The sequence below is a fragment of the Rhodococcus sp. MSC1_016 genome, assembly GCF_023667485.2.
In the GTDB taxonomy this organism is placed as follows: domain Bacteria; phylum Actinomycetota; class Actinomycetes; order Mycobacteriales; family Mycobacteriaceae; genus Rhodococcus_F; species Rhodococcus_F oxybenzonivorans.
Window position 1 is genome coordinate 6801681 of record NZ_JAMOZI020000001.1, and the last position, 26874, is coordinate 6828554.

The following is a 26874-nucleotide window of genomic DNA, read 5'->3' on the forward strand; positions in this document are numbered from 1 at the left end:
AATCCGCCCAAAAGAGGCGTGTAGCTATGCAAGCATGAAGTGTTGTGTTTTGTGGTGAAGCCGAACGGATGAGCCGGGGGGCGGGGAGAAGCGTCCGCCTCACACAAGCGCGTGTCCAGGTTCGGACGCGGCCACGATTTCTTCGGTCGGGGATACCGTACGCGGAGGAGCCGCCGTGAAACGTCTCGACACGCCCAGCCCCCTGACGCACAATCCGGACGCGGCACTCTTCCCGCTGTCCGCGGCGCAGCGTGCCACGTGGTTCGCGCAGCAACTCGAGCCCGCGGTGCCGATTTCGATCGCGCAGTACGTGGAGCTGCACGGCGACCTCGACGTCGACCTGTTGCGGAGGGAAACCGTCGCCGCCGGTCGCGAATTTCAGTCACCCTTTCTGAAGGTGGTCGAGGTCGACGGCCGGCCGATGCAGTACGTGGACCACACGACCGACACGTCGATCGCCTTCCTCGACTTCCGCGGCGAGAACGACCCGGTCGCGGCTGCCCACGACTGGATGGACAAGGACTACCGAACCCCCCTCGACCTCGAGGCCGATCGACTGGTCGAGACGTCGATCTTGTGTGTGGGCGAGTCGCACTACCTCTGGTACAGCCGCATCCACCACGTCGCCCTGGACGGATACGCTGCCATGACGATGCTCAGCCGCATCGCGCACCGGTATTCGGCCTCGGTGAGCGCGCGGGAGCCGGACCAGAGCCGGGCGGCGACCCTGCGCGAGCTGTACGACATCGATGCCCGCTACCGATCCTCGGATAGGTACACGGCGGATCGGACGTACTGGGCACAACGCATCGAGGCCGTAGAGGGATCGACTCTGGCCGAGCGGCCCGCGCCGGCGGTGGCTAGGAGCAAGGTCGAAAGCGCCGTGCTGTCCGAGGCGGCGACTACCGGCCTCCACGGGTCCGGCAGGCAGGCAACGGCGGCGGCCGCGGCCACCATCATCGCCGCATTCGCCTGCTACCTGTCGCGCCTGACCGGAAAAACCGATGTACTCGTGCACGTTCCCCTGTCCGGCCGGACCACGTCGTTGCTGCGCAATTCCGGCGGCATGATGGTCAATGTCGCGCCACTGTCGATCTCGGTCGAGGAAGGGGACACGGTCGAGGCCCTCGTGTCGCGGGTTCAGCGTGAACTGATGGGCGCGCTGCGCCATCAAAGGTGCAGCATCGACGACATCCGCCGCGACATGAGCGCGAGCAGTGCCGCCCGGCTGTACGGGCCCATGGTCAACGTCATGCTCTTCCCGCATGACGTCCAGCTGGGCGACTTGGTGGGCGAATACCACATCGTCACCTCCGGCCCGGTGGAAGATCTGCTGGTCAACGTGTATTCCAGCGGCACGCCGGCAGACGTCTCCGTCGATTTCCGGGCGAATCCGGATCGGTACGAGGACGCGGCGCTGCGCACGCATCACCGGCAATTCGTCGAGTTGCTCGAGGAGTTCATCGCGGCCGACACGCACGTGCCCCTGTCGACCGTGCACCAGACGACCGCCCGCATAGGCGAGCGACTCCGCCTCGAAGCGGGTCACCTCGAGTTCTGGACAGCACGGTTGTCGGGTCTTACCGAGGTGCTGAATCTGCCCTCCGATCGAACCCGGCCCGCCGTGCAATCCCTGCGGGGAGACCGGGTGGGACTCCCGATCAGTGCCGAAACACATCGTCGGGTGGTCGCGCTGGCATCGGAACGCGGTACGACAACCTTTCCAGTGCTGCACGCAGCCCTGGCAGTGCTCCTGAGCCGGCTTGCCGGTACCTCGGATGTGGCCGTCGGGACGACTGCCGCCGCGGCCGGCGGCCGGAACATCGTGGTGCTGCGGACGCGCGTTCGACCGGACCTGGCCTTCACCGCACTGCTCGACCACGTGCACCAGGTGGAAGAGGAAGCATTCCACCATGGGGACGTTCCGTTCGAGCAGGTGGTGCGGGCGCTCGAGATCGGCGATTCCGCGACGTATTCGCCGATTGTCCAGGTGCTTCTCGAGCGTCGCGACGACCCGGAGGGTGTCCGGCCCGAGACCGGCCGATTCGACCTTCGGGTGGCGACGGAAGAATTCTTCGACGCCGACGGCACTCCGTCCGGAATCACGGTGAGTCTCGGATTCGCCACCGATCTGTTCGACCCGGAGACGGTCATCGGGCTCGGAATGCGATTTCGACGCATCCTGGCGACGGTCGCCGCAAACCCGGAGACAGGTGTCGGCGAGATCGATATCCTCACCGACCCCGAACGCGCCACTCTCGTCCCCGTATCGGGAGTGCCGGGTCGATCCGAACGCACGCTGCCCGAAATCTTCGACCTGGCAGCAAGAAATAATCCTGACGGCATCGCACTCACCTTCCGCGGCGTCGAAGTGACATATCGAGAATTGGACGAACGCTCCAACCAAGTGGCGCGGGTCTTGATGGCACGTGGGATCGGTCCGGAGGACGCTGTCGCGCTGGGCTTGCCGCGCTCGATCGAGTCGGTCCTGTCGATGCTGGCGGTAGCGAAATCGGGCGCGGCATTCGTGCCGGTGGACCCGAACTATCCGGCCGAGCGCATCGTGCACATGCTCACCGATTCCGGCGTCGCCGTGGGTGTGACGGTGTCTGCCGAGCGATCCCGGCTGCCCGATTCGATTCCGTGGCTGTTACTCGACGACGCCGAGTTCCGTACCCGCTGTGCGGCATTCCCAGTCTCCGCCGTCACCGACATCGAACGGGTGCGACCGCTGCGCATGGAGAATGTGGCCTATCTGATTTATACGTCCGGTTCGACGGGACTCCCCAAAGGAGTGTCGGTCACCCACGGTGGCCTGGACAGCTTCGCGGTGGAGCAGCGCCTCCGATTCGGAGCAACGCAGACCTCACGGACCCTGCATTTCTCCACACCGAGCTTCGACGCGTCCCTGTTCGAGTATCTCCAGGCCTTCGGTGCCGGTGCCACCATGGTGATTGTTCCGCCGACGATATACGGCGGCACCGAGTTGGCCCGAATCCTGAAACTCGAGCGGGTCACTCACGGGTTCATCACTACCGCTGCGCTCGGATCGATCGACCCGGACGGACTCACCGACTTCCAGGACGTGGTGTTCGGCGGCGAGATGTGCCCGCCGGAACTTGTGAAGCGGTGGGCCCCGGGCCGCAGGTTGTGCAACGCATACGGACCGACCGAGACCACCATCATGGCGAACATCACTGAACCGATGTCGCCTGCAGGACCGATCACCCTGGGCGGTCCGCTCCGCGGATTCCACGAGGTGGTCCTCGATGCGCGAATGACACCGGTACCGATAGGAGTGGCCGGGGACCTCTACCTCTCGGGTGACGCGCTGGCGCGCGGTTATCACGGCAAGCCGGCGCTGACCGCGGAACGCTTCGTCGCCAATCCTTTCGGCGACCCTGGCCGCCGAATGTACCGAACCGGAGATGTCGTACGGTGGCGGGCCGATCACACGATCGAGTACGTGGGGCGCAGCGATTTCCAGGTGAAGATCCGTGGGTTCCGTGTCGAACCCGGCGAGATCGACACGGTTCTCCACACTCATCCATGGGTGAGAGCTGCGGTGACGATACCGCGGACCGCGCCGTCCGGTGACACCGTCCTCGTGTCGTACGTACTGCCGGTTCCCGGCCAGCGGCTCTCGACTGCCGATGTGATGGACTATGCCCGAAAACAGCTGCCGCGATACCTCGTTCCTTCCGCGATCATGGTGCTGGACGAGATGCCGTTGACGCGGGTGGGAAAGCTCGACCGTGTGGCTCTGCCTGCGCCGGAATTCGGCGGCGCGGCCACCGAGCGTCGCGCCCCGGCGAATCCGGTGGAGCAGACTGTCGCGCAGGTATTCGTGGACGTGCTGGGAGTGGAGCACATCGGTGTCGACGACGACTTCTTCGATCTCGGTGGAAACTCCCTCGTGGCAACCAAAGTAATCGCTCGCGTGAATGCCGCGCTGAGCGTCGACCTTGGTGTCCGGGACCTTTTCGAGGCGCCGACGGTGAAAAAGTTGGCAGGGCGGATCGAGCCTGCGGACGTGCGGAGAACCGACCGCCCGAGTCTGGTCGCACGCGAGCGTCCGGACCATATACCCCTCTCGCTTGCGCAGCAGCGCGTATGGTTCATCAATCAGTTCGACCCCTCTTCGCCTGCATACAACATTCCCATGGCGGTCCGACTGTCCGGCACCCTCGACGCGGAGGCACTCCGGGCCGCCGCCGAGGATGTCATCGAACGACACGAATCCCTGCGCACCAAATACCCGGACTCGGCAGCAGGACCGGAACAATTGATCGTGACTGCGCCGCAGGTTGTTCCCGACCTCACGCCGAGAGTCGTCGACAACGAGCACGGGGTTCGCGAACACATTGCCGCGCTGACTCGTCAGGGCTTCGACGTCAGCGGTGAAGTACCCGTGCGTGGTGCACTGCTGCGAACCGGCCCCGACGAGCACGTCCTCCTTCTCGTGGTCCACCACATCGCCGCGGATGGCGCTTCGCTGGCACCGCTGGCACACGACCTGATGGTGGCGTACTCCGCGCGAGTTCGGCAGCAGAGGCCGGAGTGGCTTCCACTCCCGGTTCAGTACGCCGACTACAGCCTGTGGCAACGGGCGGTCCTCGGGAGTGATCAGGACCCCGAGAGCGTGATGTCGGCGCAATTGGACTACTGGAAGAGGACACTCACCGGCCTCCCCGACGCGATAGCCCTTCCCTTTGATCGTCCGCGACCCGCGAACCGGACGCTGCGAGGCGACACTGCCCCGTTCTCGGTGCCTGCGGAACTGCATCGCGAGCTTCTGGTGCTCGCGCGTCGACATGACGCGACGATGTTCATGGTGATGCACGCGGCTCTGGCGGTGCTGGCGGCGCGGCTGAGCGGATCCGACGACATCGCGATCGGGACGCCGATCGCGGGACGCGGCGAAGCAGCGCTCGATGACCTGGTGGGGATGTTCGTCAACACGTTGGTTCTGCGAACCACCGTGGATTCCGGAATTACGTTCGACGACATGATTTCCCGTGCACGGAACGCCGACCTCGGAGCGTTCGGGCACACGGAAGTGCCCTTCGAGAGTGTCGTGGAGGCGCTCGATCCCGGCCGGTCGACCAGCTATTCACCCCTGTTCCAGGTTATGTTGGAATTCCGGAACACAGCGACGGCTCACCTGGAACTGCCGGGACTGACCGCAGAGGTCATCGAGGTCGACACCGGTGTGTCCCAATTCGATCTGCAGTTGACGCTCGCGGAGCGCTACGACGAATCCGGCAGTCCCGCAGGTATCTCCGCAGCCTTCACGTTCGCGACGGATATTTTCGACCGGCCGACGGTGGTGGGTTTCGGGGAGCGATTCCTTCGAATTCTACGTGCTGTGGCGGCGAATCCGATTGCGGCACTGGGCACTATCGACATTCTCGCGCCGGGTGAGCGGGAGTTGGTGTTGGGGGGGTGGAATGCGACGGGGTGTGTGGTTTCGGGGGTGTCGTTGGTGGGGTTGTTCGAGGAGCGGGTGGGGTGTGTGCCGGATGCGGTGGCGGTGGTGTCTGGTTCGGTGGTGTTGTCGTATGGGGAGTTCGGTGTGCGGGTGCGTCGGTTGGCGCGGTTGTTGATGGGGTTGGGGGTGGGTCCGGAGTCGTTGGTGGGGATTGCGGTGGGGCGGTCGGTGGAGTTGGTGGTGGGGATTTATGCGGTGCTCGAGGCGGGGGGTGGGTATGTGCCGGTGGATGTGGATCAGCCGGTGGAGCGGGTGGAGTATGTGTTGGGTGTGGCCGCGCCGGTGTTGGTGTTGAGTACGTCGGTGGATCGGGTGGGGTTGCCGGGTTCGGTTGTGGTGGTGGAGTTGGATGTTGTTGATGTGTCGGGGTTTTCGGGGGAGCCGATTTCGGATGGGGAGCGGTTGGGGGTGGTGCGGGGGGAGAATCCGGCGTATGTGATGTTCACGTCGGGTTCGACGGGTCGGCCGAAGGGGGTGGTGGTTTCGCATGCGGGGATTGTGAATCGGTTGTTGTGGATGCAGGGGGAGTATGGGCTGGGCTGCGATGATGTGGTGTTGTTGAAGACGCCGGTGACGTTCGATGTGTCGGTGTGGGAGTTGTTTTGGCCGTTGTTGGTGGGGGCGCGGTTGGTGGTGGCGGAGCCGGGTGGGCATCGTGATCCGGCTTATCTTGTGGATGTGATCGTCGGGAATGGGGTGACGACGGTGCATTTCGTGCCGTCGATGTTGGCGGTGTTCACGGCGGAGCCGGCGGTGGCGCGGTGTGTGAGTGTGCGGCGGGTGTTCGCGTCGGGGGAGGCGTTGTCGGCGTCGGTGGCGTCGAGGATGCGGGGGTTGGTGCCGGGTGTGCGGGTGCATAACTTGTACGGGCCGACGGAGGCGTCGGTGGATGTGACGTTTCATGAGGTGACCGATGCGGATGTGGTGGGGGTGCCGATCGGGGTTCCGGTGTGGAATACGCAGGTGTTTGTGTTGGATGGGTGGTTGCGGCCGGTGCCGGTGGGGGTGGTGGGGGAGTTGTATGTGGGGGGTGTGCAGTTGGCGCGGGGGTATCGGGGTCGGGTGGATTTGACGGCGGGTCGGTTTGTGGCGAATCCGTTCGGGTGTGGTTCGCGGTTGTATCGGACGGGGGATCGGGTTCGGTGGTTGTCGGGTGGGGAGCTCGAGTATGTGGGTCGGGTGGATTTTCAGGTGAAGTTGCGGGGGCAGCGGGTGGAGTTGGGGGAGATCGAGGCGGTGTTGTTGCGGTATGGGGGTGTGGCGCAGGCGGTGGTGGTGTTGCGGGGTGGGTCGGGTGGGGAGTTCGTGGTGGGGTATGTGGTTCCTGAGTGTGGGGTGGTGGTGGAGGGTCGGGCGGTGGTCGAGTGGGTGGCGGGGGTGTTGCCGGGGTATATGGTGCCGTCGGTGGTGGTGGTGCTCGATGAGTTGCCGGTGACGGTGAATGGCAAGCTCGACCGCAAGGCCCTCCCCGAACCTGACTTCGGCGCCGAGATGCTCGGATACGTAGCTCCCCGTGATGCTTTCGAGGAGATTGTGACCACGGTTGTCGCCGACCTGCTCGGAATTCCGCGGGTGGGAGTGAACGACAACTTTTTTGCCATTGGCGGAAACTCCCTGACGGCCACTCGTTTGGTGGCGCGCGTCAATGCCGCGGTCGAAAACCGGATCAGCGTTCGCGACGTGTTCGACGCCCCCACCGCGGCCGGTCTGGCGATGCTGGCGCAGTCGCACGAAGGGCGTGAATCTCGCCCGCCGCTGAAGGCGAGGGAATGCGGTGCGGAAGTTCCCGTGTCACCCGCCCAACAGCGGATGTGGTTCATCAACCAATTCGACACCTCCTCGTCCGCATACAACGTGGCGTTTGCGTTGAGGCTGGACGGTGAACTCGACATACCTGCGCTCCAGGCGGCGGTCGCCGACGTGATCGAGCGGCACGAGGCCGTGCGCACCCTCTTCCCCCTGACCGACCACGGACCGCGTCAGGTGATCGTGCCGACGACGAGCGCGCTGCCCGACCTCACTCCGGTCGGTGTGACGGGAGAGGCCGAACTCCGTGCACGTGCCCTGCGGGTGCTGTCCGAGGGATTCGACGTGACGCAGCAAGTTCCATTGCGCGCGAGCCTTTTCCGGCTCGACGAGAATGCGCACGTGCTCGCGGTGGTCGTGCACCACATTGCGGCCGACGGCTTCTCGATGTCTCCGCTGGCCCGCGATGTCATGGATGCATACGTGTCGAGAGCGGATGGGACCGCGCCGGATTGGGCCCCGCTACCCGTGCAGTACGCCGATTACACGCTGTGGCAGTACGAGTGGCTGGGCTCGGAGGCAGAGGAAACCTCACCGATGTCGAGACAGCTCGGCTATTGGACCACCGCGCTGTCAGACCTGCCCGAAGTACTGGACTTACCCACCGACCGTCCCCGACCTGCTGTCCGATCACTTCACGGCGGACGCGTCGAGTTCGAGATCGCTCCGGGGATTCACGCCGGCGTGGTGGCGTTGGCGCGGCAACACACCACGACGGTGTTCATGACAGTGCATGCCGCGCTGGCGATCTTGTTGGCACGACTGAGCGGGTCCGATGACATCGCCGTCGGGACGCCGATCGCCGGGCGTGGCGAGCGTGAACTCGACGACGTGGTGGGGATGTTTGTGAACACGCTCGTCCTCCGCACCCGAGTCGACGGCGGCGCCACCTTCACCGAGTTCTTGGACAATGTTCGGGAAACCGACCTCGGTGCCTTCATGCACGCCGATATTCCGTTCGAACGCGTGGTGGAGGCAGTGAGTCCGTCCCGCTCGACGGCCTACTCACCGCTGTTCCAGGTGATGTTCGAATTCCAGAACATCGAGCGACCCACGCTGGAACTGCCGAATCTGCGGGTGCGGAGCATCGATGTGGCGATCGAGACCGCCAACTTCGACCTCCAGTTGACGCTGGCCGAGAACGTGGACGCGGATGGCAACCCCGGAGGGATCACCGCGGGACTCGGTTATGCGACCGACCTCTTCGACGAGGCTACGGTGGCCGGGTTCGCGGAACGACTCCAGCGCATCCTCGCGACCGTTACGGCCGGCCCGGACACCCCGGTCGGTGACATCGACATCCTCGGCGTTCGCGAACGCGCCGACCTGATTCCGGTGACGGGCGCTGCGGCGGGTGCGGCGCGGACGCTGCCGGAACTGCTCGCGGCGGCGGTCGCCCACGATCCGGACGCCGGCGCATTGATCTTCGAGAGTCGTCACGTGCGCTACCGCGAACTCGATGAACGTTCGAATCAATTGGCTCGCGGTTTGATCGAGCGTGGGGCGGGGCCGGAAACCGTGGTGGCCGTGTGCGTGCCCCGCTCCGTCGAGTCCGTTCTGGCCGTGTGGGCGGTGGCCAAGTCGGGTGCCGCGTTCCTTCCGGTGGACCCCCAGCACCCGGCGGCGCGCATCGAGTACATGCTCACCGACTCCGAGGCCGTGTTGGGTGTGACGACCTCGTCGCACCGCAGCGCACTGCCCGGCGGGGTGCCGTGGCTGGTGGTGGACGACGCGGACGGGCTGTCGACGTACCCGGCGTCGGCAGTCACCGAGGACGAGCGGATTTCGCCGGTCCGGCTCGACAATCCGGCCTACCTGATCTACACCTCGGGGTCGACGGGCAGGCCTAAAGGCGTGGTGACCACGCATCGCGGCCTGGCAGATTTCGCCCTGCAGGAGCGGGAGACCTTCGCCACGACGGCCGCGTCCAGAGTGCTGCATTTCGCGTCACCGAGCTTCGATGCCTCCGTATTGGAATTGCTGTTGGCCGTCGGGGCGGCCGCCACCATGGTGATCGCACCCCCGACCGTGTACGGCGGCGCCGAACTGACGCAACTCCTGGAAGACGAGCGGGTGACGCATTGCTTCGTCACCCCGGCCGCGCTGGCGTCGGTTGATGCCGCTGAACTCACCGACCTCGAGTGCGTGGTCACAGGCGGCGAAGCGTGTCCCCCGGAACTGTGTGCGCGGTGGGCGCCGGGGAGGCGAATGTTCAACGCGTACGGTCCGACCGAAGCGACAGTCGTGTCCAGTATCAGCGACGTCTTGTCACCGGGGGCGCCGGTCACGATCGGCGCGCCTACTCGTGGCTTCTCCGAGGTCGTGCTCGACTCGCGTCTGCAGCCGGTACCAGTCAATGTGCCCGGGGAGTTGTATCTCGCAGGCGCCGCCCTCGCGCGCGGCTATCACCGACGGATCACTCTGACGGCCGAACGCTTCGTCGCCGATCCCTTCGGCCCGGCGGGCAGCCGGATGTATCGCACCGGGGATCGGGTGCGTTGGACGAGGGACGGGCAACTGGAATACCTCGGCCGCAACGACACCCAGGTGAAGATCCGGGGCTTTCGCATCGAACTCGGTGAGATCGAGTCCGCCCTGCTTGCCCACGACGATGTGGCCCAGGCCGTCGCAAGCGTGTGGAACGGGGACGGCAGTGGTGATCGGCTGATCGGTTACCTCGTGCCGGAATCCGGCGTGGTGATCGACCCGAGGGCAGTGCTCGACTTCGTCGGTGGTCGGTTGGCGTTGTACATGGTGCCGGCCGCGCTGGTCGTACTCGACGCGCTTCCGCTGACGGTTCACGGAAAGCTCGATCGCGCAGCGCTTCCCGCCCCCGATTTCGGAGCCTCGATGCCGCAGAGCCGGCCGCCGCGAACGGAGACCGAGGAGCTTCTCGCGGGACTCTTCGCAGACGTTCTCGGGATCGACTCGGTAGGTGCCACGGCCGATTTCTTCGCGCTCGGCGGCGACAGCATCATGTCGATACAGTTGGTGGCCCGCGCCAAGGCCGCCGGGATAATCCTCTCTCCCCGAGACGTGTTCGATCGCAGAACGGTGGCCGCCCTCGCGGAGGTGGCGCGTTTCGACGACGGAGGTCCAGTCGCGCTTGATGAGATGCCGGGCCGGGGCGTCGGCACCCTGCCCTTGACGCCGGTGGCGCGCTGGTTGATCGAGCGCAGCGGCGGCCGACTCGACAGGTTCTCCCAAGCGCTGCTGCTCGCGGCCCCCGCCGGCCTCACTCGGGACGTTCTCGACGGTGCCGTGGACGCGGTGCTCGATCGGCACGACATGCTCCGGGCACGATTGCTCGCCGACGACCAGGGTATGGAAGTGCTGCCATCGGGTTCGGTGCGGGCGCAGGGGTTGGTTCGCCACATGCCGGTCGAGACGGTCGACGGGGACGGCTTCACAGCGCTCGCGGCCGCAGAACTCGATGCTGCGGCCGACCACCTGGATCCGGCCGGCGCAGCCATGCTGCGGGTGGTGTGGTTCGACGTTCCGAACGGCGTCGGGCGACTACTCGTGGTGGTCCATCACCTCGCGGTCGACGGTGTGTCGTGGCGCATTCTCGTCGCCGACCTCGCGTCGGCGTGCAGTCAACTTCAGGTGGGCGCGACTCCTACTCTGCCGGATGTAGGAACGTCGATGCGGCGGTGGTCGCACGGCCTGCGCGACGCGGTGCCGCAACGAATGCCGGAACTGCCGATGTGGGAGTCAATTCTCGACGGCCCCGATCCGTTGATCGGTTCGCGCCCGCTGGACCCCGAAGTCGACGTCGCCGCGACCGTGGACACGGTCACCGTCGACGTGCCGCCGCGCGTGACCGCCGACCTGCTCACCACGCTTCCGGCGGCCTTCCACGGCAGCGTCGGCGACGGGTTGCTGACCGCGCTGGCATTGGCACTGACCGCCTGGCGAGGCGAACAGGGCAGTGCCGCAGCGGACACCGTGATTACACTCGAAGGGCACGGACGCGAGGAGCACGTCGTCACGGGCGCGGATGTGTCCCGCACCGTCGGCTGGTTCACCACTGTGTACCCGGTAAGAGTGGACCTCACCGGGATCGATATCGACGACGCCCTGACCGGAGGCCGCGCGGCAGGGCAGGCAGTCAAGGCGGTCAAAGAACAGTTGCTCGCCATTCCGGATCACGGGATCGGTTTCGGAATGCTGCGCTACCTGGACGAAGACACGGCAATGGCGCTTCGCCGGTTCCGTTCTCCCCAGGTCAGTTTCAACTATCTGGGCCGGGTCGTCACCACAGGCGGAACGGAGGACTGGCTCCCGGTGGAGAGCACGCTCGGCGGAACCCAGAACACCGACATGCCCGTTGCATCCGTTCTCGACATCAACGCCGTGATCGACGACCGCCCCGACGGCCCCCGCCTGAGGGCGACGATCGCCTATCCCCGCGGCGTACTCGACAACGCCGACGTCACGGCCTTCGCGAATCTGTGGCGCAGCGCGCTCGGCGGACTTGCGGCGCACGTGGCAGGGCCGGGAGCGGGCGGGCTGACACCGTCCGATGTGCCGCTGGTGTCGGTCGGCCAGCAGCAGATCGAGCGCTGGGAAGAGCGGTTCCCGGCGCTGGGGGACGTGTGGTCGCTGTCGCCGCTGCAGTCGGGATTGCTCTTCCACGCGTCGCTGGTCACCGACAGGGTGGACGTCTACACGGCGCAAATGCGGATCGACCTGGAGGGGACGGTCGACACCGAGCGTCTGCGGGCTGCCGCGGCCGGACTGCTGGCCCACCGCTCGAACTTGCGGTCTGCATTCGTCTACGACGACGACGGGGTTCCGGCGCAGCTGGTGCTCGATGCGGTGGAGGTGCCGTGGCGGGAGGTGGATCTGACCGGACACGGGCCCGTGGCCGCCGCGGAGTTGACACGCCTCCTCGACGAAGACCGCAGCGCCAGGTTCGATCTGGAAGCACCCCCGCTCGTGCGATTCATGCTGCTGCACACAGGTCCTGGCAGCTACGTGCTCGCCATCACCAACCATCACATCGTTCTAGACGGCTGGTCGATGCCGCTGCTGGTGCGGGAACTGCTCGTGCGTTACGCCGATGACAGCTCGGATATCCTGCCGGAGGCGCCGTCGTACCGCAGTTATCTGGAATGGGTGGCGAACCGCGATCGGGAGGCGTCGGCCCGGGCCTGGGAGCGGGCCCTCGACGGCGTCGAGGAGCCGACACTGGTGGCGCCACACGCGTCGGCGACGCAGTACGGAGTGCCCGGCGAGGTCGACGTCGACCTGCCCGCCGATGTGATCGCCCCGCTGGCGGCGGTGACACGGCGCCTCGGCGGCACGATGAACACGGTGATCCAGGCGGCGTGGGGAGTGTTGTTGTCGCGGTTGCTCTCCCGCGAAGACGTGATCTTCGGCGCCACGGTCTCGGGCCGACCGCCGCACCTACCCGGCGTCGAGAACATGGTGGGATTGTTCATCAACACCCTGCCGGTGCGGGTACGGGTGAACCCGGCGGAGACCATCGCGGAACTGCTCGGCCGCATGCAGGGGGAGCAGACTGCCCTGCTCGATCACCACCACGTCGGGCTCGGTGACATTCAGCAGCGAGTCGGTCTGGGAACCCTGTTCGACACGCTGTCGGTGTTCGAATCGTATCCGATCGACACGTCCGGATTGGGCGAGGGCACCGACATCGCAGGCATGCGAGTGACGGGCGTCGATGCCCGCGACGCCACACACTATCCCCTCACCCTGATGACGAGTCTCGAGCCACAACTGCGGCTGAGCCTTCGCTACCAGGCCGATGCCATCGACCACGAGACGGTTACCCGAATGGCGGGGCGACTCACCGCGATTCTCGGCACCATCGCCCGGGACGTCGACACTCTGGTAGGCGACGTCGATCTCTTCGCGCCGGGTGAGCGGGAGTTGGTGTTGGGGGGGTGGAATGCGACGGGGTGTGTGGTTTCGGGGGTGTCGTTGGTGGGGTTGTTCGAGGAGCGGGTGGGGTGTGTGCCGGATGCGGTGGCGGTGGTGTCTGGTTCGGTGGTGTTGTCGTATGGGGAGTTCGGTGTGCGGGTGCGTCGGTTGGCGCGGTTGTTGATGGGGTTGGGGGTGGGTCCGGAGTCGTTGGTGGGGGTTGCGGTGGGGCGGTCGGTGGAGTTGGTGGTGGGGATTTATGCGGTGCTCGAGGCGGGGGGTGGGTATGTGCCGGTGGATGTGGATCAGCCGGTGGAGCGGGTGGAGTATGTGTTGGGTGTGGCCGCTCCGGTGTTGGTGTTGAGTACGTCGGTGGAGCGGGTGGGGTTGCCGGGTTCGGTTGTGGTGGTGGAGTTGGACGTTGTTGATGTGTCGGGGTTTTCGGGGGAGCCGATTTCGGATGGGGAGCGGTTGGGGGTGGTGCGTGGGGAGAATCCGGCGTATGTGATGTTCACGTCGGGTTCGACGGGTCGGCCGAAGGGGGTGGTGGTTTCGCATGCGGGGATTGTGAATCGGTTGTTGTGGATGCAGGGGGAGTATGGGCTGGGCTGCGATGATGTGGTGTTGTTGAAGACGCCGGTGACGTTCGATGTGTCGGTGTGGGAGTTGTTTTGGCCGTTGTTGGTGGGGGCGCGGTTGGTGGTGGCGGAGCCGGGTGGGCATCGTGATCCGGCTTATCTCGTGGATGTGATCGTCGGGAATGGGGTGACGACGGTGCATTTCGTGCCGTCGATGTTGGCGGTGTTCACGGCGGAGCCGGCGGTGGCGCGGTGTGTGAGTGTGCGGCGGGTGTTCGCGTCGGGGGAGGCGTTGTCGGCGTCGGTGGCGTCGAGGATGCGGGGGTTGGTGCCGGGTGTGCGGGTGCATAACTTGTACGGTCCGACGGAGGCGTCGGTGGATGTGACGTTTCATGAGGTGACCGATGCGGATGTGGTCGGGGTGCCGATCGGGGTTCCGGTGTGGAATACGCAGGTGTTTGTGTTGGATGGGTGGTTGCGGCCGGTGCCGGTGGGGGTGGTGGGGGAGTTGTATGTGGGGGGTGTGCAGTTGGCGCGGGGGTATCGAGGTCGGGTGGATTTGACGGCGGATCGGTTTGTGGCGAATCCGTTCGGGTGTGGTTCGCGGTTGTATCGGACGGGGGATCGGGTTCGGTGGTTGTCGGGTGGGGAGCTCGAGTATGTGGGTCGGGTGGATTTTCAGGTGAAGTTGCGGGGGCAGCGGGTGGAGTTGGGGGAGATCGAGGCGGTGTTGCTGCGGTATGGGGGTGTGGCGCAGGCGGTGGTGGTGTTGCGGGGTGGGTCGGGTGGGGAGTTCGTGGTGGGGTATGTGGTTCCTGAGTGTGGGGTGGTGGTGGAGGGTCCGGCGGTGGTCGAGTGGGTGGCGGGGGTGTTGCCGGGGTATATGGTGCCGTCGGTGGTGGTGGTGCTCGATGAGTTGCCGGTGACGGTGAATGGCAAGCTCGACCGCAAGGCCCTCCCCGAACCCCACTTCACCACAGCGGGGTATCGCGCTCCCACGACACCCGTGGAGCAGTCCGTCGCAACAGCTTTCGCTGACGTCCTCGGTGTCGATCGCGTCGGCGCGGACGACAGCTTCTTCGCTCTCGGTGGCGATTCGCTCAGCGCCACCAGGGCGGTGGCCCGCATCAACAGCGCGCTGGAGACGACACTCTCCGTGGGCGTGCTGTTCGACAACCCCGTGGTATCCGACCTGGCCGATCGGGTCGGGCCGACCCTGCTGACGGAATCCGCCGCCCCGGAACTGACCGCGCGACCGCGGCCCGATCGGCTTCCTCTTTCTCTCGCGCAACAGCGTATGTGGTTCATCAACCAGTTCGACACCTCCTCACCGGCCTACAACATTCCGGTCGCGCTACGTATGGACGGCGTGATAGACCTGCAGACTCTCCGGGCGGCACTCGGTGACGTCATCGAACGGCACGAGACACTGCGTACCGTGTATCCCGGCTCTGCCGACGGACCCCATCAGGTCATCGTGGAGACGAGAACCGCCATCCCCGAACTAGATTCGACCCCCGCTGCCGAACGGGACCTTCGAGATCTCCTCGCCACCTTTTTCGGCAGGGGATTCGATGTCACCGAGGAACTTCCCATCCGGGTGACGTTGGTGAGCCTCGCTCCCGAGAGGCACGTCCTCGCACTCGTCGTACATCACATTGCGGCCGACGGCTTCTCGATGACGCCCCTGGCGCGCGACGTGATGCTTGCCTACACCGCGCGCAAACAACAGCGCGCGCCCGGCTGGGCACCACTGCCCGTGCAGTACGCCGACTACAGCCTGTGGCAGCGCGAGGTCCTGGGCACCGAGGACCAGCCCCTGTCGGTGCTGTCGGAGCAATTCGGCTACTGGATCCGGACGCTGTCGGGGAGCCCGGAGGTTGTGCCGCTGCCGCTGGACCGACCGCGACCCGCACAAAGATCCTCCCGGGGTGCCGTCATCACCAGCGACATCGCGCCTACCGTGCACTCCGCCTTGCTCGACCTTGCACGCCATACTCGTTCGACGCTGTTCATGGTGATGCACGCCGCCTGGTCAGTGCTGCTCCAACGGCTGTCCGGCTCACACGACGTGGTGGTGGGAACGCCGATCGCGGGCCGCGGCCACCGGTCGCTCGACGATGTAGTGGGGATGTTCGTCAACACGTTGGTGCTCCGCACGTCGGTGCCGTCGGGGGCCTCCTTCGCCGACGTACTCACCGAGGTGCGCTCGGCTGACCTCGGCGCATTCGAGCACGCGGACATCCCGTTCGAGCGGCTCGTAGACGAGTTGGTGCCCGAGCGGTCCACTGCGCACACACCCCTGTTCCAGGTGCTCCTGGAGTTCCGGAACGACACGCGCGTACGCCTGGAACTGCCCGGGTTGGCAGTGGAATCTCTCGACGTCGATCTCGAAGTGGCGCAATTCGACTTGCAGCTGAGCCTGGCAGAGCGGCTCGACGAGAACGGAATGCCGACCGGGATCACCGCCGGATTCCGATACGCGACCGACGTGTTCGATCGGGCATCGGTCGAGCGTCTCGCGCAGCGTTTCCTCCGTGTGGTCGAGACCGTGTCGGCAGACCCGACGGTGCTCGTGGACGACATCGATCTCCTCCTCCCGGCCGAGCGCGAGTTCGTACTCACGTCCGCGCATCGACCGGCACAGCACGTCGCGCCGTCGACGTTGGCGGACGTTTTCGACCGTGCGGTGGCTGCCGCCGGCGATGCCGTCGCCGTGCGCTGTGACGGCTCGTCCGTGACCTACCGGGAACTCGACGACCGGGCGAACCGGCTCGCGAGACTGCTGGCCGACCAGGGAGCGGGCGCGGAAACACTGGTGGCCGTGGTCATGACGCGGTCGGTAGACTTGGTGGTTGCGCTTCTGGCAGTGGTGAAGTCGGGCGCCGGGTACCTTCCGGTCGATGTGACCTCTCCTCCGGAGCGGCTGACCTTCCTGCTGAGCGATGCCCAGCCGAGATGTGTACTGACCACCACCGCGGACGCACCGGTTGTCGGTACTGCCCGCGCCCCGGTCATTGTCGTGGACGACCCCGACACCCTGACCTCGGTGCAACGCTTCTCGCCACTGCCGATCACGGATGTCGACCGGTGTAGCCCGCTGCACCCGGACTCGGTGGCGTACGTGATCTACACGTCGGGCTCCACTGGACGGCCGAAGGGTGTGCAGGTCGCGCATCACAACGTGGTTGCCTTGCTGGCACAAACCCAGTCGCTGTTCGGTTTCGGGCCCGAAGACGTGTGGACCATGTTCCATTCCGCCGCATTCGACTTCTCGGTGTGGGAAATGTGGGGAGCGTTCGCGCACGGTGGCCGGCTGGTACTCGTGGACTACTTCACCGCGCGCTCACCCGAGAAGTTCCTCGAACTCCTGCGCGGCGAACACGTCACAGTCCTGAACCAAACTCCCACTGCCTTCTACCAGTTGGCAGAGGCGGATCGTCTGGCCGGTGGTCCCGCACTGTCCCTCCGGTACGTGATCTTCGGTGGGGAAGCCCTCGAATTCGCGCAACTGCAGCGCTGGTACGCACGCCGGTACGACACCGCGCCGGTTCTGGTCAATATGTATGGCATCACGGAAACGACGGTGCATGTCAGCCACCTGCCGATCGACCGGGACACCGTGACGGAGCAGCCCGCATCCGTGATCGGCCGGGGCCTACCCGGGCTGCGCGTCTATGTCCTCGACGACCGGCTGCATCCGGTGCCACCGGGCGTGACCGGGGAACTGTACGTCGCAGGAGAGCAGGTGTCGCGCGGATACCTCGGCCGTCCCGCCCTCACGTCCGCCCGGTTCGTTCCCGACCCCTTCTTGCCGGAGTCGCGGATGTACAGGTCCGGTGACCTCGGCAGGTGGAACCGCGACGGGCAACTGGAGTACCTCGGCCGCAACGACCTCCAGGTGCAGATGAAGGGTTACCGGATCGAACTCGGCGAGGTGGAGTCGGCACTCCTCGCGTGTGAAGGAGTGGCGCAGTCTGCGGTGACGGTACACGGGAGTCGATTGGTGGGGTACGCCGTGCCGGAGACCGGCGTATCGATCGACCCGGCGGTGGTCATCGAGGCAGCCGCAGAGAGGCTGGCTTCGCACATGGTGCCGGCAGCAGTGGTGGTTCTCGACGAGATGCCGTTGACGGCGAACGGCAAGCTCGACCGGAAAGCTCTGCCCGAACCGGACTTCGGTCAACGGGTCACCACGAGCCGTACCCCCCTCACCGAGATCGAACGCATTCTCGCCGGCCTGTTCGCCGAGGTCCTGGGCCTCGACACGGTGGGCGTCGACGACTCGTTCTTCGCCATCGGTGGCGATTCGATCATGTCCATCCAGCTGGTCACCCGCGCCAAGGCAGCCGGGGTCGTGATCTCGCCGCGAGACGTGTTCGAACGCAAAACGGTTGCGGCTCTGGCCGAGATCGCGGGACAGGGTGACGAGACAGTTGTCCTCGAGGAGTTGCCCGGCGGCGGCGTCGGGGAGATTCCGTTGACCCCGATCGTGCGGTGGCTCCTCGGCCGAGGCGGAGATTTCCGGCGTTACTCGCAGACCGCGCTGTTCACCGTGCCTGCGACCTTGGACGAGGACACCCTGACGCAGGCCGTCCAGGCCCTGCTCGATCGGCACGACCTCCTGCGGTCGCGTCTGTACCGCACCTCGCACACCGAAGACGGCTGGTCGATGGAGGTGCAGGCAGAAGGGGCGGTGCGGGCGGACACGCTGGTACGCCGGGTGCCGGTGGACGTTGACGACGTCTCCGATCTCGCCGCGAGAGAACTCGACGCGGCCCTCGATCGGCTCGACCCCGAAACGGGCGTGATGATGCAGGTGGTCTGGCTCGACGCCGACCGCCGCGGGAATGGCCGGTTGCTGATCGCCGTCCATCACCTGGCGATGGACGGAGTGTCCTGGCGGATCATGATCCCGGACCTCGCCACGGCGTGCGCGCAACTGCAGTCCGGCGCGACACCGGTGCTGGAGCCACCGGGAACGTCGATGCGCCGATGGGCGTATGCACTCGCCGACGCCGCGCACGAGCCTCGACGAACAGCCGAACTCGAACTGTGGCAACGGATACTGGACGAGCCCGACCCGATCCTGGGCTCACGTCCCGTGGCCGAATCGGACACCGCCCTGATCGCCGAGGACGTGGAAGTGCACCTTCCGGCGCCGTTGAGCGAGACACTGCTGACAACCGTGCCACGGGCATTCCACGGCAGCGTCGGAGACGGGCTGTTGACGGCGCTGACCATGGCGCTGATCCGGTGGCGGCGACACCGGAGGATCGATGTCCAGGACGCCTTGGTAAACCTCGAAGGCCACGGCCGTGAAGAGCAGGTGGTGCCCGGGGCAGATCTCTCCCGTACGGTCGGATGGTTCACCACCATCTTCCCCGTGCGTTTCGATCTCGGCGGAGTGAACCTCGACGACGCGTTCGCGGGAGGCCCGTCCGCAGGAGCCGCGGTGAAGGCTGTCAAGGAAATGCTCCTCGCCGTACCCGACCACGGCATCGGCTTCGGACTGCTCCGCTACCTGAACAACGAAACTGCCGAGACACTTTCACCGCTGTCGCCGCCGCAGGTCAGTTTCAACTATCTCGGCAGAATGGGCGGAACAGCTCCGGAGAACGCCGAGGGATGGGTGCCCGTCGACGAACCCGCCCTACGCGAGAAGGCGGCTGCAGACCTGCCCGTCGCGGCGGTCGTCGACGTCAATGCGATGACCATCGACGCGGGCGAAGGCCCGCAGCTGAAATCCACGTGGAGTTACCCGCCGGGCGTCCTCACCCGAGAGGAGGTCGACGAACTCGCGCAACTGTGGGTACAGGCACTCGCCGCCCTCGGTGCGCACGTCGAGTCGGGCGGTGGCGGCTTCACGCCATCGGATTTCGATCTCGTCGAACTGGGGCAGGATGCGATCGAGACCCTCGAACGTCGCTGCCCCGACCTGATCGACGTGTGGCCGCTGTCGCCTCTGCAATTCGGCATGCTCTTTCAGGCCGAGCTTGCCGACGCCTCCGTCGATGCCTACCTCGTGCAGATCGGTCTCGACCTTCGCGGTGCGGTGGATGCACCTCGCCTGCGTCGCGCCGTCGCCGCTCTGGTCGACAGACACGCCAACCTGCGCACCGCTTTCCTGCACGACGCCGAGGGCAACACCATGCAAGTCGTCCGGCGACACGTCGAGGTGCCCTGGCGTGAGGTCGATCTGACCGCGCTCGACGACACCGCGGCGGCGTCCGAGATCAGACGACTCGAGGCCGAAGACAGGATCCGCCCGTTCGACCTGACTTCTGCCCCGCTGATTCGCTTCACGCTGATCGCGTTGGCGCAGAACCGATACCGGCTGGTGTCGGCCAACCATCACATCCTTCTCGACGGCTGGTCGATGCCGCTGCTGATCACGGAGTTGCTGACCCTCTACGCCACCGACGGTGACCCGTCACCCCTCCCACGTGTGCGCGGCTACCGCGACTATCTGGCGTGGATGAAGCACCGGGATCTCGAACCCTCCCGGGCGGTGTGGGCCCGGGCTCTGGCGGGGGTGGAGGGTCCGACCCTGCTGGCAGCCCGGTCGAGCGGAGCGAGGGGGAATTCAGCCCGGTCGAGCGGAGCGAGGGGGAATAAAGCGGTCACACGGGGCCGGCAGTTGTCCACCATTCCGCAGGAGTGGGTGTTCGATCTGGACGAGGACGAGACCACCCGCCTGCGCGAGCTGGCGCGTTCTCGCGGGGTGACGATCAACACGCTCGTCCAGGTGTGCTGGGGAATTGTGCTCGGTACGTCGACCGGCCGCGACGACGTACTGTTCGGTGCCACCGTCTCGGGGCGGCCTCCCGAGCTGGCGGGCATCGAGACGATGATCGGACTGTTCATCAACACACTGCCCGTCCGGATCGAGCTGCGTCCCGAAGAATCAATGGGTGCGCTCCTCGAACGTGTCCAGGCCGAGCAGGCGGCGTTGCTGGATCACCACTATCTGGGTCTGGCCGAGATTCAGCGCGCCGCGGGGCCCGAGGTCGGCTTCGACACCTTGACCGTGTTCGAGTCGTACCCGGTCGATCGCGCCGGGCTGTCGACCGACACCGATATCGCCGGTATGCGCGTGACGGGGGTGGATGCGCACGATGCCGCGCATTACCCGCTGAGCCTGGTCGCGTCTGTCGACACTCGTCTGCACCTGAAGTTCGAGTACCTGCCCGACGTGTTCGCGGTGGACGCAGTCGAAGGCATCGCCGGGCGTGTGCTGCGGGTACTCGACGCCTGCACCCGGCCCGAACAGCCGTTGGCCGCGCTGTCGCTGCTCACCGACGACGAGCGCGCCGAGCTGGTTCCGGTCCGCGGTCGTCCCGGCGGGTCGGCCCGCACTCTGCCCGAAATTTTTGCCGATGCCGCCGCGCTCGATCCGGACGCGATCGCACTGTCCTTCGAGGACGAGCACGTGAGCTACCGCGAGCTGGACGAGCGGTCGAATCGTCTGGCGCGCGCACTCATCGCCCGCGGTGTCGGACCGGAGAGCTTCGTGGCCATCGGAATACCGCGGTCCCTCGACTCCATGCTGTCGGTATGGGCGGTGGCGAAGACGGGAGCGGCGTTCGTGCCGATCGACCCCAGCTACCCCGACGAGCGCATCACGCACATGCTCACCGATTCCGGAGCCGCACTCGGCGTGACCACCACGCAGCACCGTGGCCGCCTCCCGGGCACCGCGCACTGGCTGATACTGGACCACCCCGACTTCACAACCGAATGCGCCGATTGTTCGGGGGCGCCGGTCACCGCAGTCGAGCGGACCGGTCCGATCGCGCTGGACACGGCCGCCTATCTGGTCTACACCTCGGGGTCCACGGGGCTGCCCAAGGGTGTCCTCGTCACCCATCGTGGTCTCGACAACTTCGCCCTCGACCAACTCGAAAGATGCGGCGCGACAGCACAATCGCGCACCCTTCACTTCTCGACGCCCAGCTTCGACGGATCGGTATACGAGTATCTGCAGGCCTTCGGGGCCGGCGCGACGATGGTGATCGCGCCGCCCACGGTATACGGCGGCGAAGATCTGGCACGGCTCCTCGCGGAACGGGAGGTCACCCACGCGTTCATCACCACCTCGGCGCTGGCGTCACTCGACCCAGCCGGGTTGGATCACCTGGCGGACGTGGTGTTCGGCGGTGAAGCGTGCCCACCCGACCTGATCGCCCGCTGGGCACCGGGCCGTCGGCTGTACAACGGGTACGGGCCGACCGAGGCGACGATCATGTCCAACATCAGCGAACCGCTGGTTCCCGGCGGCCCGATCACCATCGGCGGCCCCATCCGCGGCGTGACGGAACTGGTACTCGACACCCGATTGCAACCGGTCCCGGTCGGAATTCCGGGCGAACTGTATCTCGCCGGGGCAGGTCTGGCCCGCGGCTATCACCGTCGACCGGCGCTCACGGCCGAACGGTTCGTCGCCGATCCCACACGACCCGGCGAAAGGATGTACCGCACCGGGGATGTCGTGCGGTGGACCGCCGACCACAGCATCGAGTACCTGAGCCGCAGCGACTTCCAGGTCAAGGTCCGGGGTTTCCGCGTCGAACTCGGCGAAATCGACGCCACCCTCATGTCGGAGCCGGACGTCGGGTTCGCGGCCACGATCGCGCACCGCGGCCCCGCCGGAGACACGCTGCTGGTGTCCTACGTCGTGCCGGCGGCGGGTCGCGTCCTCGACAGTGCCGTGCTCACCAGGCGTCTCGAGCGCCGTCTGCCGTCGCACATGGTGCCGTTCGCGACCGTGCTGCTGGATCGAATCCCGTTGACGGCAGTCGGCAAGCTGGACCGCACGGCACTGCCGGAGCCCGACTTCCTTTCCACGACAGGTCCATACCGGCCGCCGGCCGACCCGATCGAGGAAGCGGTAGCCGACGTCTTCGCGGACGTACTCGGACTAGGACGGGTGGGTGCCGATGCCGGATTCTTCGACCTCGGCGGCAATTCCCTGAGCGCGACCCGCGCGATGGCCCGGTTGCGGGCGTTGCTCGGCATCGACTGTGGGGTCCGTGACCTGTTCGAGGCGCCCACCGTGGCCGCGCTGGCCGCACGGATCGAGCACGCCGGTGCGCGGCAGTCCGAACGCCCGGTGCTCGCACCCCGCACGCGACCCGAGAACATCCCGCTGTCGTTCGCTCAGCAGCGCATGTGGTTCGTCAACCAACTCGACACCACCTCGGCCGCGTACAACATCCCGATCGTGGTCCGACTGAGCGGTGCGCTCGATGTGCGGGCACTGAGCTCGGCGATCACCGATGTCTTTACCCGGCACGAGTCCCTGCGAACGACGTTCCCGATCGGCGAGGACGGGCCCGTCCAACGAATTCTGCCCGCCGAGAGCGCAGCGCTCACACTGATCCCGGTCGCCGTGGACGAGCATCATCTGCGAGAGAAGCTGACCCGCCTGGTGTCGGCGGGATTCGATGTCACCGCGCGGGTACCGCTGCGGGTGCGCCTGTTCTCGCTCACCGCCACCGAGCACGTGCTTGCCGTAGTGGTGCATCACATCTCGGCGGACGGGTTCTCGATGGTCCCGCTGGTGCACGACGTGATGACGGCATACGAAGCCCGCGCCCGCGGCGACGCGCCCGCGTGGGCACCGCTGCCGGTGCAGTACGCCGACTACACCCTGTGGCAACGGGAGCTGCTGGGCTCGGCCGACGACCCCGAGTCGCTGATCGGGACGCAGCTCGCCTACTGGAGGACCGTGCTGGCAGGAACACCCGACCTCCTCGAACTGCCCACCGATCACGACCGGCCTCCCCAGCAATCCTTCCGCGGCGCCCGCATCGGCTTCACCGTCGACCAAGGCCTTCATCGACGGATCAAAGAACTGTCGCGGCGCCTTCGCTCCACGGAGTTCATGACCGTCCATGCCGCACTCGCCGTACTGCTGGCGCGGCTCGGCCGCACCGACGACGTCGTGATCGGAACGCCGATCGCCGGCCGCGGAGAACCCGCGCTCGACGATCTGGTCGGCATGTTCGTGGGCACGCTCGCCCTGCGCACGCAGGTCGATTCCGCAACGTCCTTCACCACCCTGGCGGCCCAGTGCCGTGATGTCGACCTCGGTGCCTTCACCCACGCCGACGTTCCCTTCGAACGCGTGGTGGAGGCAGTGGGTCCGACTCGATCGACGGCGCACTCACCGATCGTCCAGGTCTCCCTCGAATTCCAGAACAACGAGCAACCAGTGCTGACACTGCCGGATCTGGAGGTTCGTGCACTCGATCCGGAACTCGCCGTCGTCAAGGTGGATCTCGAATTCCTCCTGGCCGAGAAGTTCGACGCGAACGGTGCACCGGCAGGCATGGATGGCGCCGTCGATTTCGCGACCGATCTCTTCGATGCCGGCACCGTCCGAGGTTTCGCCGACCGGTTCCTGCGGATTCTCGACGCTGTGGCCGAGAACCCCGACCGGCCGGTCGGCGACCTCCCGCTCCTCGACGAGGTGGAGACGCGGGCGCTGGTTCCTGCCCGCGGCGCACCCGACATGCGCCCGGAACTGTGGCCCGACCTGCTCACCGCTGCCGCCGCACTCGACCCCGACTCGGTGGCGCTGTCCTGCGAGGGCAGGCACGTGCGTTACCGCGAACTCGACGAGTGGTCCAACCGGTTGGCCCGCGTCCTCCGTGGCCGTGGGGTGGGGCCGGAGACCTTCGTCGCGCTCGGAATGCCCCGCTCGATCGAGGCCGTGGTCTCGATCTGGTCGGTCACCAAGGCAGGCGCGGCCTTCGTGCCCGTCGATCCGGCCTACCCACGCGAGCGCATCGACTTCATGCTCACCGACTGCCAAGCCTCGTTGGGCATCACCGTGCGAGCTCACCGAGACACTTTGCCGGACACTGTTGCGTGGCTGGTGCTGGACGACGAGAACGTCACCGAGCAGGTGGCGGCGGAGTCGTCCGCGCCGCTGACAGACGAGGACCGGACGAGCCGATTGTTACTCGCCCACCCGGCGTATCTCATCTATACCTCCGGTTCGACGGGGAAACCGAAAGGCGTCGTCGTCACTCACCAGGGCATGGCCAACTTCACCGCGGAAACGCGCGACTGCTTCGAGGTCACGCCCGAGGCCCGGGTATCGCACCTGGCGTCCCCGAGTTTCGATGCCTCGGTGTTCGAGCTGATGATGGCGTTCAGCGCCGGGGCGCGGGTGGTGATCGTTCCGCCCACCATCGTCGGTGGCAGCGAACTGGCTCATCTGTTCCGGCGCGAGCGAGTCACCCATGCCACCATCACACCCACCGCGCTGGCGGCGCTCGACAACGACGAACTCCACTCGCTTCGTGTCCTCGACCTGGTCGGCGAGGCATGCCCGCCGGAGGTCGTCGCGCAGTGGGCGCCGGGTCGCAGCCTGCACAGCGGGTACGGACCCACGGAAACCACCATCCAGGCGAGTGTCAGCGCCCCGATGCATGCCGGTGAAGGGGTGAACATTGGGGGGCCGGCAGTAGGACTTGCGTTCCTGGTCCTCGACGAGCGACTGCAACCGGTGCCCGTCGGCGTGCACGGCGAGTTGTACATCGCCGGGCCGGGTATGGCACGCGGGTACCACAACCGGGCGGCACTCACCTCCGAACGCTTCGTCGCCTGCCCCTTCTGCGAGCCGGGGTGCCGGATGTACCGGACCGGCGACGTGGTGCGCTGGCGCAAGTCGGCGAGTCCGGCGACGGGGGATGTCACACCGCACACCCTGGAGTACATCGGGCGCAGCGACTTCCAGGTCAAGGTCCGCGGCTTCCGCATCGAACTCGGCGAGATCGACGCCGTGCTCGCCCGCCATCCGGCGGTCGCCTTTGCTGCCACCATCGGTCACACAGCTCCCTCGGGCGACGCCGTACTCGCCTCGTATGTGCGGGTACAGGACGGACTGGAGGTGCGGCCCACGGAACTGCGCACCTACGCGTCCGAGCGCCTACCCGCACACATGACGCCGGCCGCGGTGATCGTCCTCGACGAAATCCCGATGACCCCTGTCGGCAAACTCGACCGAAAAGCCTTGCCCGCACCGGAATTCGGTTCCAGTGGAGCGACGTTCCGGGCACCGGCCACGGACACCGAACGCGTGATCGTGGAAGTGTTCGCCGAGGTCCTCGGCGTGGAGCGGGTCGGCGCCGCGGACAGCTTCTTCGACCTCGGCGGAAACTCCCTCCTCGCCACCCGGATCGTCAGCGCCCTCGAGGCCAGACTGGAGCGGACGGTTCCGCTGCAATGGATGTTCCTCGACCCCACGCCTGCGGGGATCGCCCACCGTCTCGAACTGCCGGCCCGGGCCACCGGTGTGGAAGAGGCACTCGCCGTCGTGATTCCGTTGCGGGCGCAGGGAAGAGGTACCCCGTTGTTCTGCGTGCATCCAGGAATCGGGCTCTCGTGGGGCTACGCCGGCCTCGTCCGGTACCTACCGCCGGACCGGCCGGTGTACGGACTGCAGCTTCCCGCGATCAGCGGTGAGCCGTTACCCGAGTCGATCGAACAACTCGCCCGCCGCTACGTCGACGAGATCAGGAACATACAGCCCGAAGGTCCCTACGACCTGTTGGGCTGGTCGCTCGGCGGAATCATCGCACATGCCATGGCCGTCGAACTCCGGGCGTCGGGAGACGAGGTGGCCACCCTCGCCCTCATGGACAGCTACCCCGAGGACGGAGAGCAACCCGCAGTCGGTCAGCTCGACCTGCGGGAGCTGCTCCGGGGCCTCGGCGTGGAGACCGACCTGTCGGACAACCAGCTCACCTACGAGCGTGCGGCCCAGTTGCTCGGTGAAACATTCGGGGCCGAAGCCGGCGTCACCGCAGAGCATCTCGAACGGATCGCTGCGGGGTACGAGAACTCCAAGCGTCTCGGGTACCGGTTCGTTCCGCGGGTGTACGACGGCAACGTGCTCTTCTTCCCTGCCATGCGCAACGGAGACGGCGGCGCCCGCGCGCGGTCCGCCGAGGAGTGGCGGTCGCTCGTGACCGGCCGGATCGACGAGCAGCCCGTGGATTGCGGGCACAACGACATGATCGAACCGCAGTCCCTCGCCGTCATCGGGCCCGTCCTGGCACGCTCGCTCAAGGTTCGTGAACGATGACCCGGCCAGGG

General features: G+C 66.4%; 1 protein-coding gene. It reads left to right on the forward strand.

The genetic code is table 11. The features are described from left to right. Nucleotides 1-175 precede the first annotated feature (175 nt). Nucleotides 176-26863, forward strand: a complete 26688-nt coding sequence (locus L1080_RS31735; protein ID WP_459032131.1) for a non-ribosomal peptide synthase/polyketide synthase — start codon at nt 176-178, stop codon at nt 26861-26863. The last annotated feature ends 11 nt before the right edge of the window (nt 26864-26874 follow it).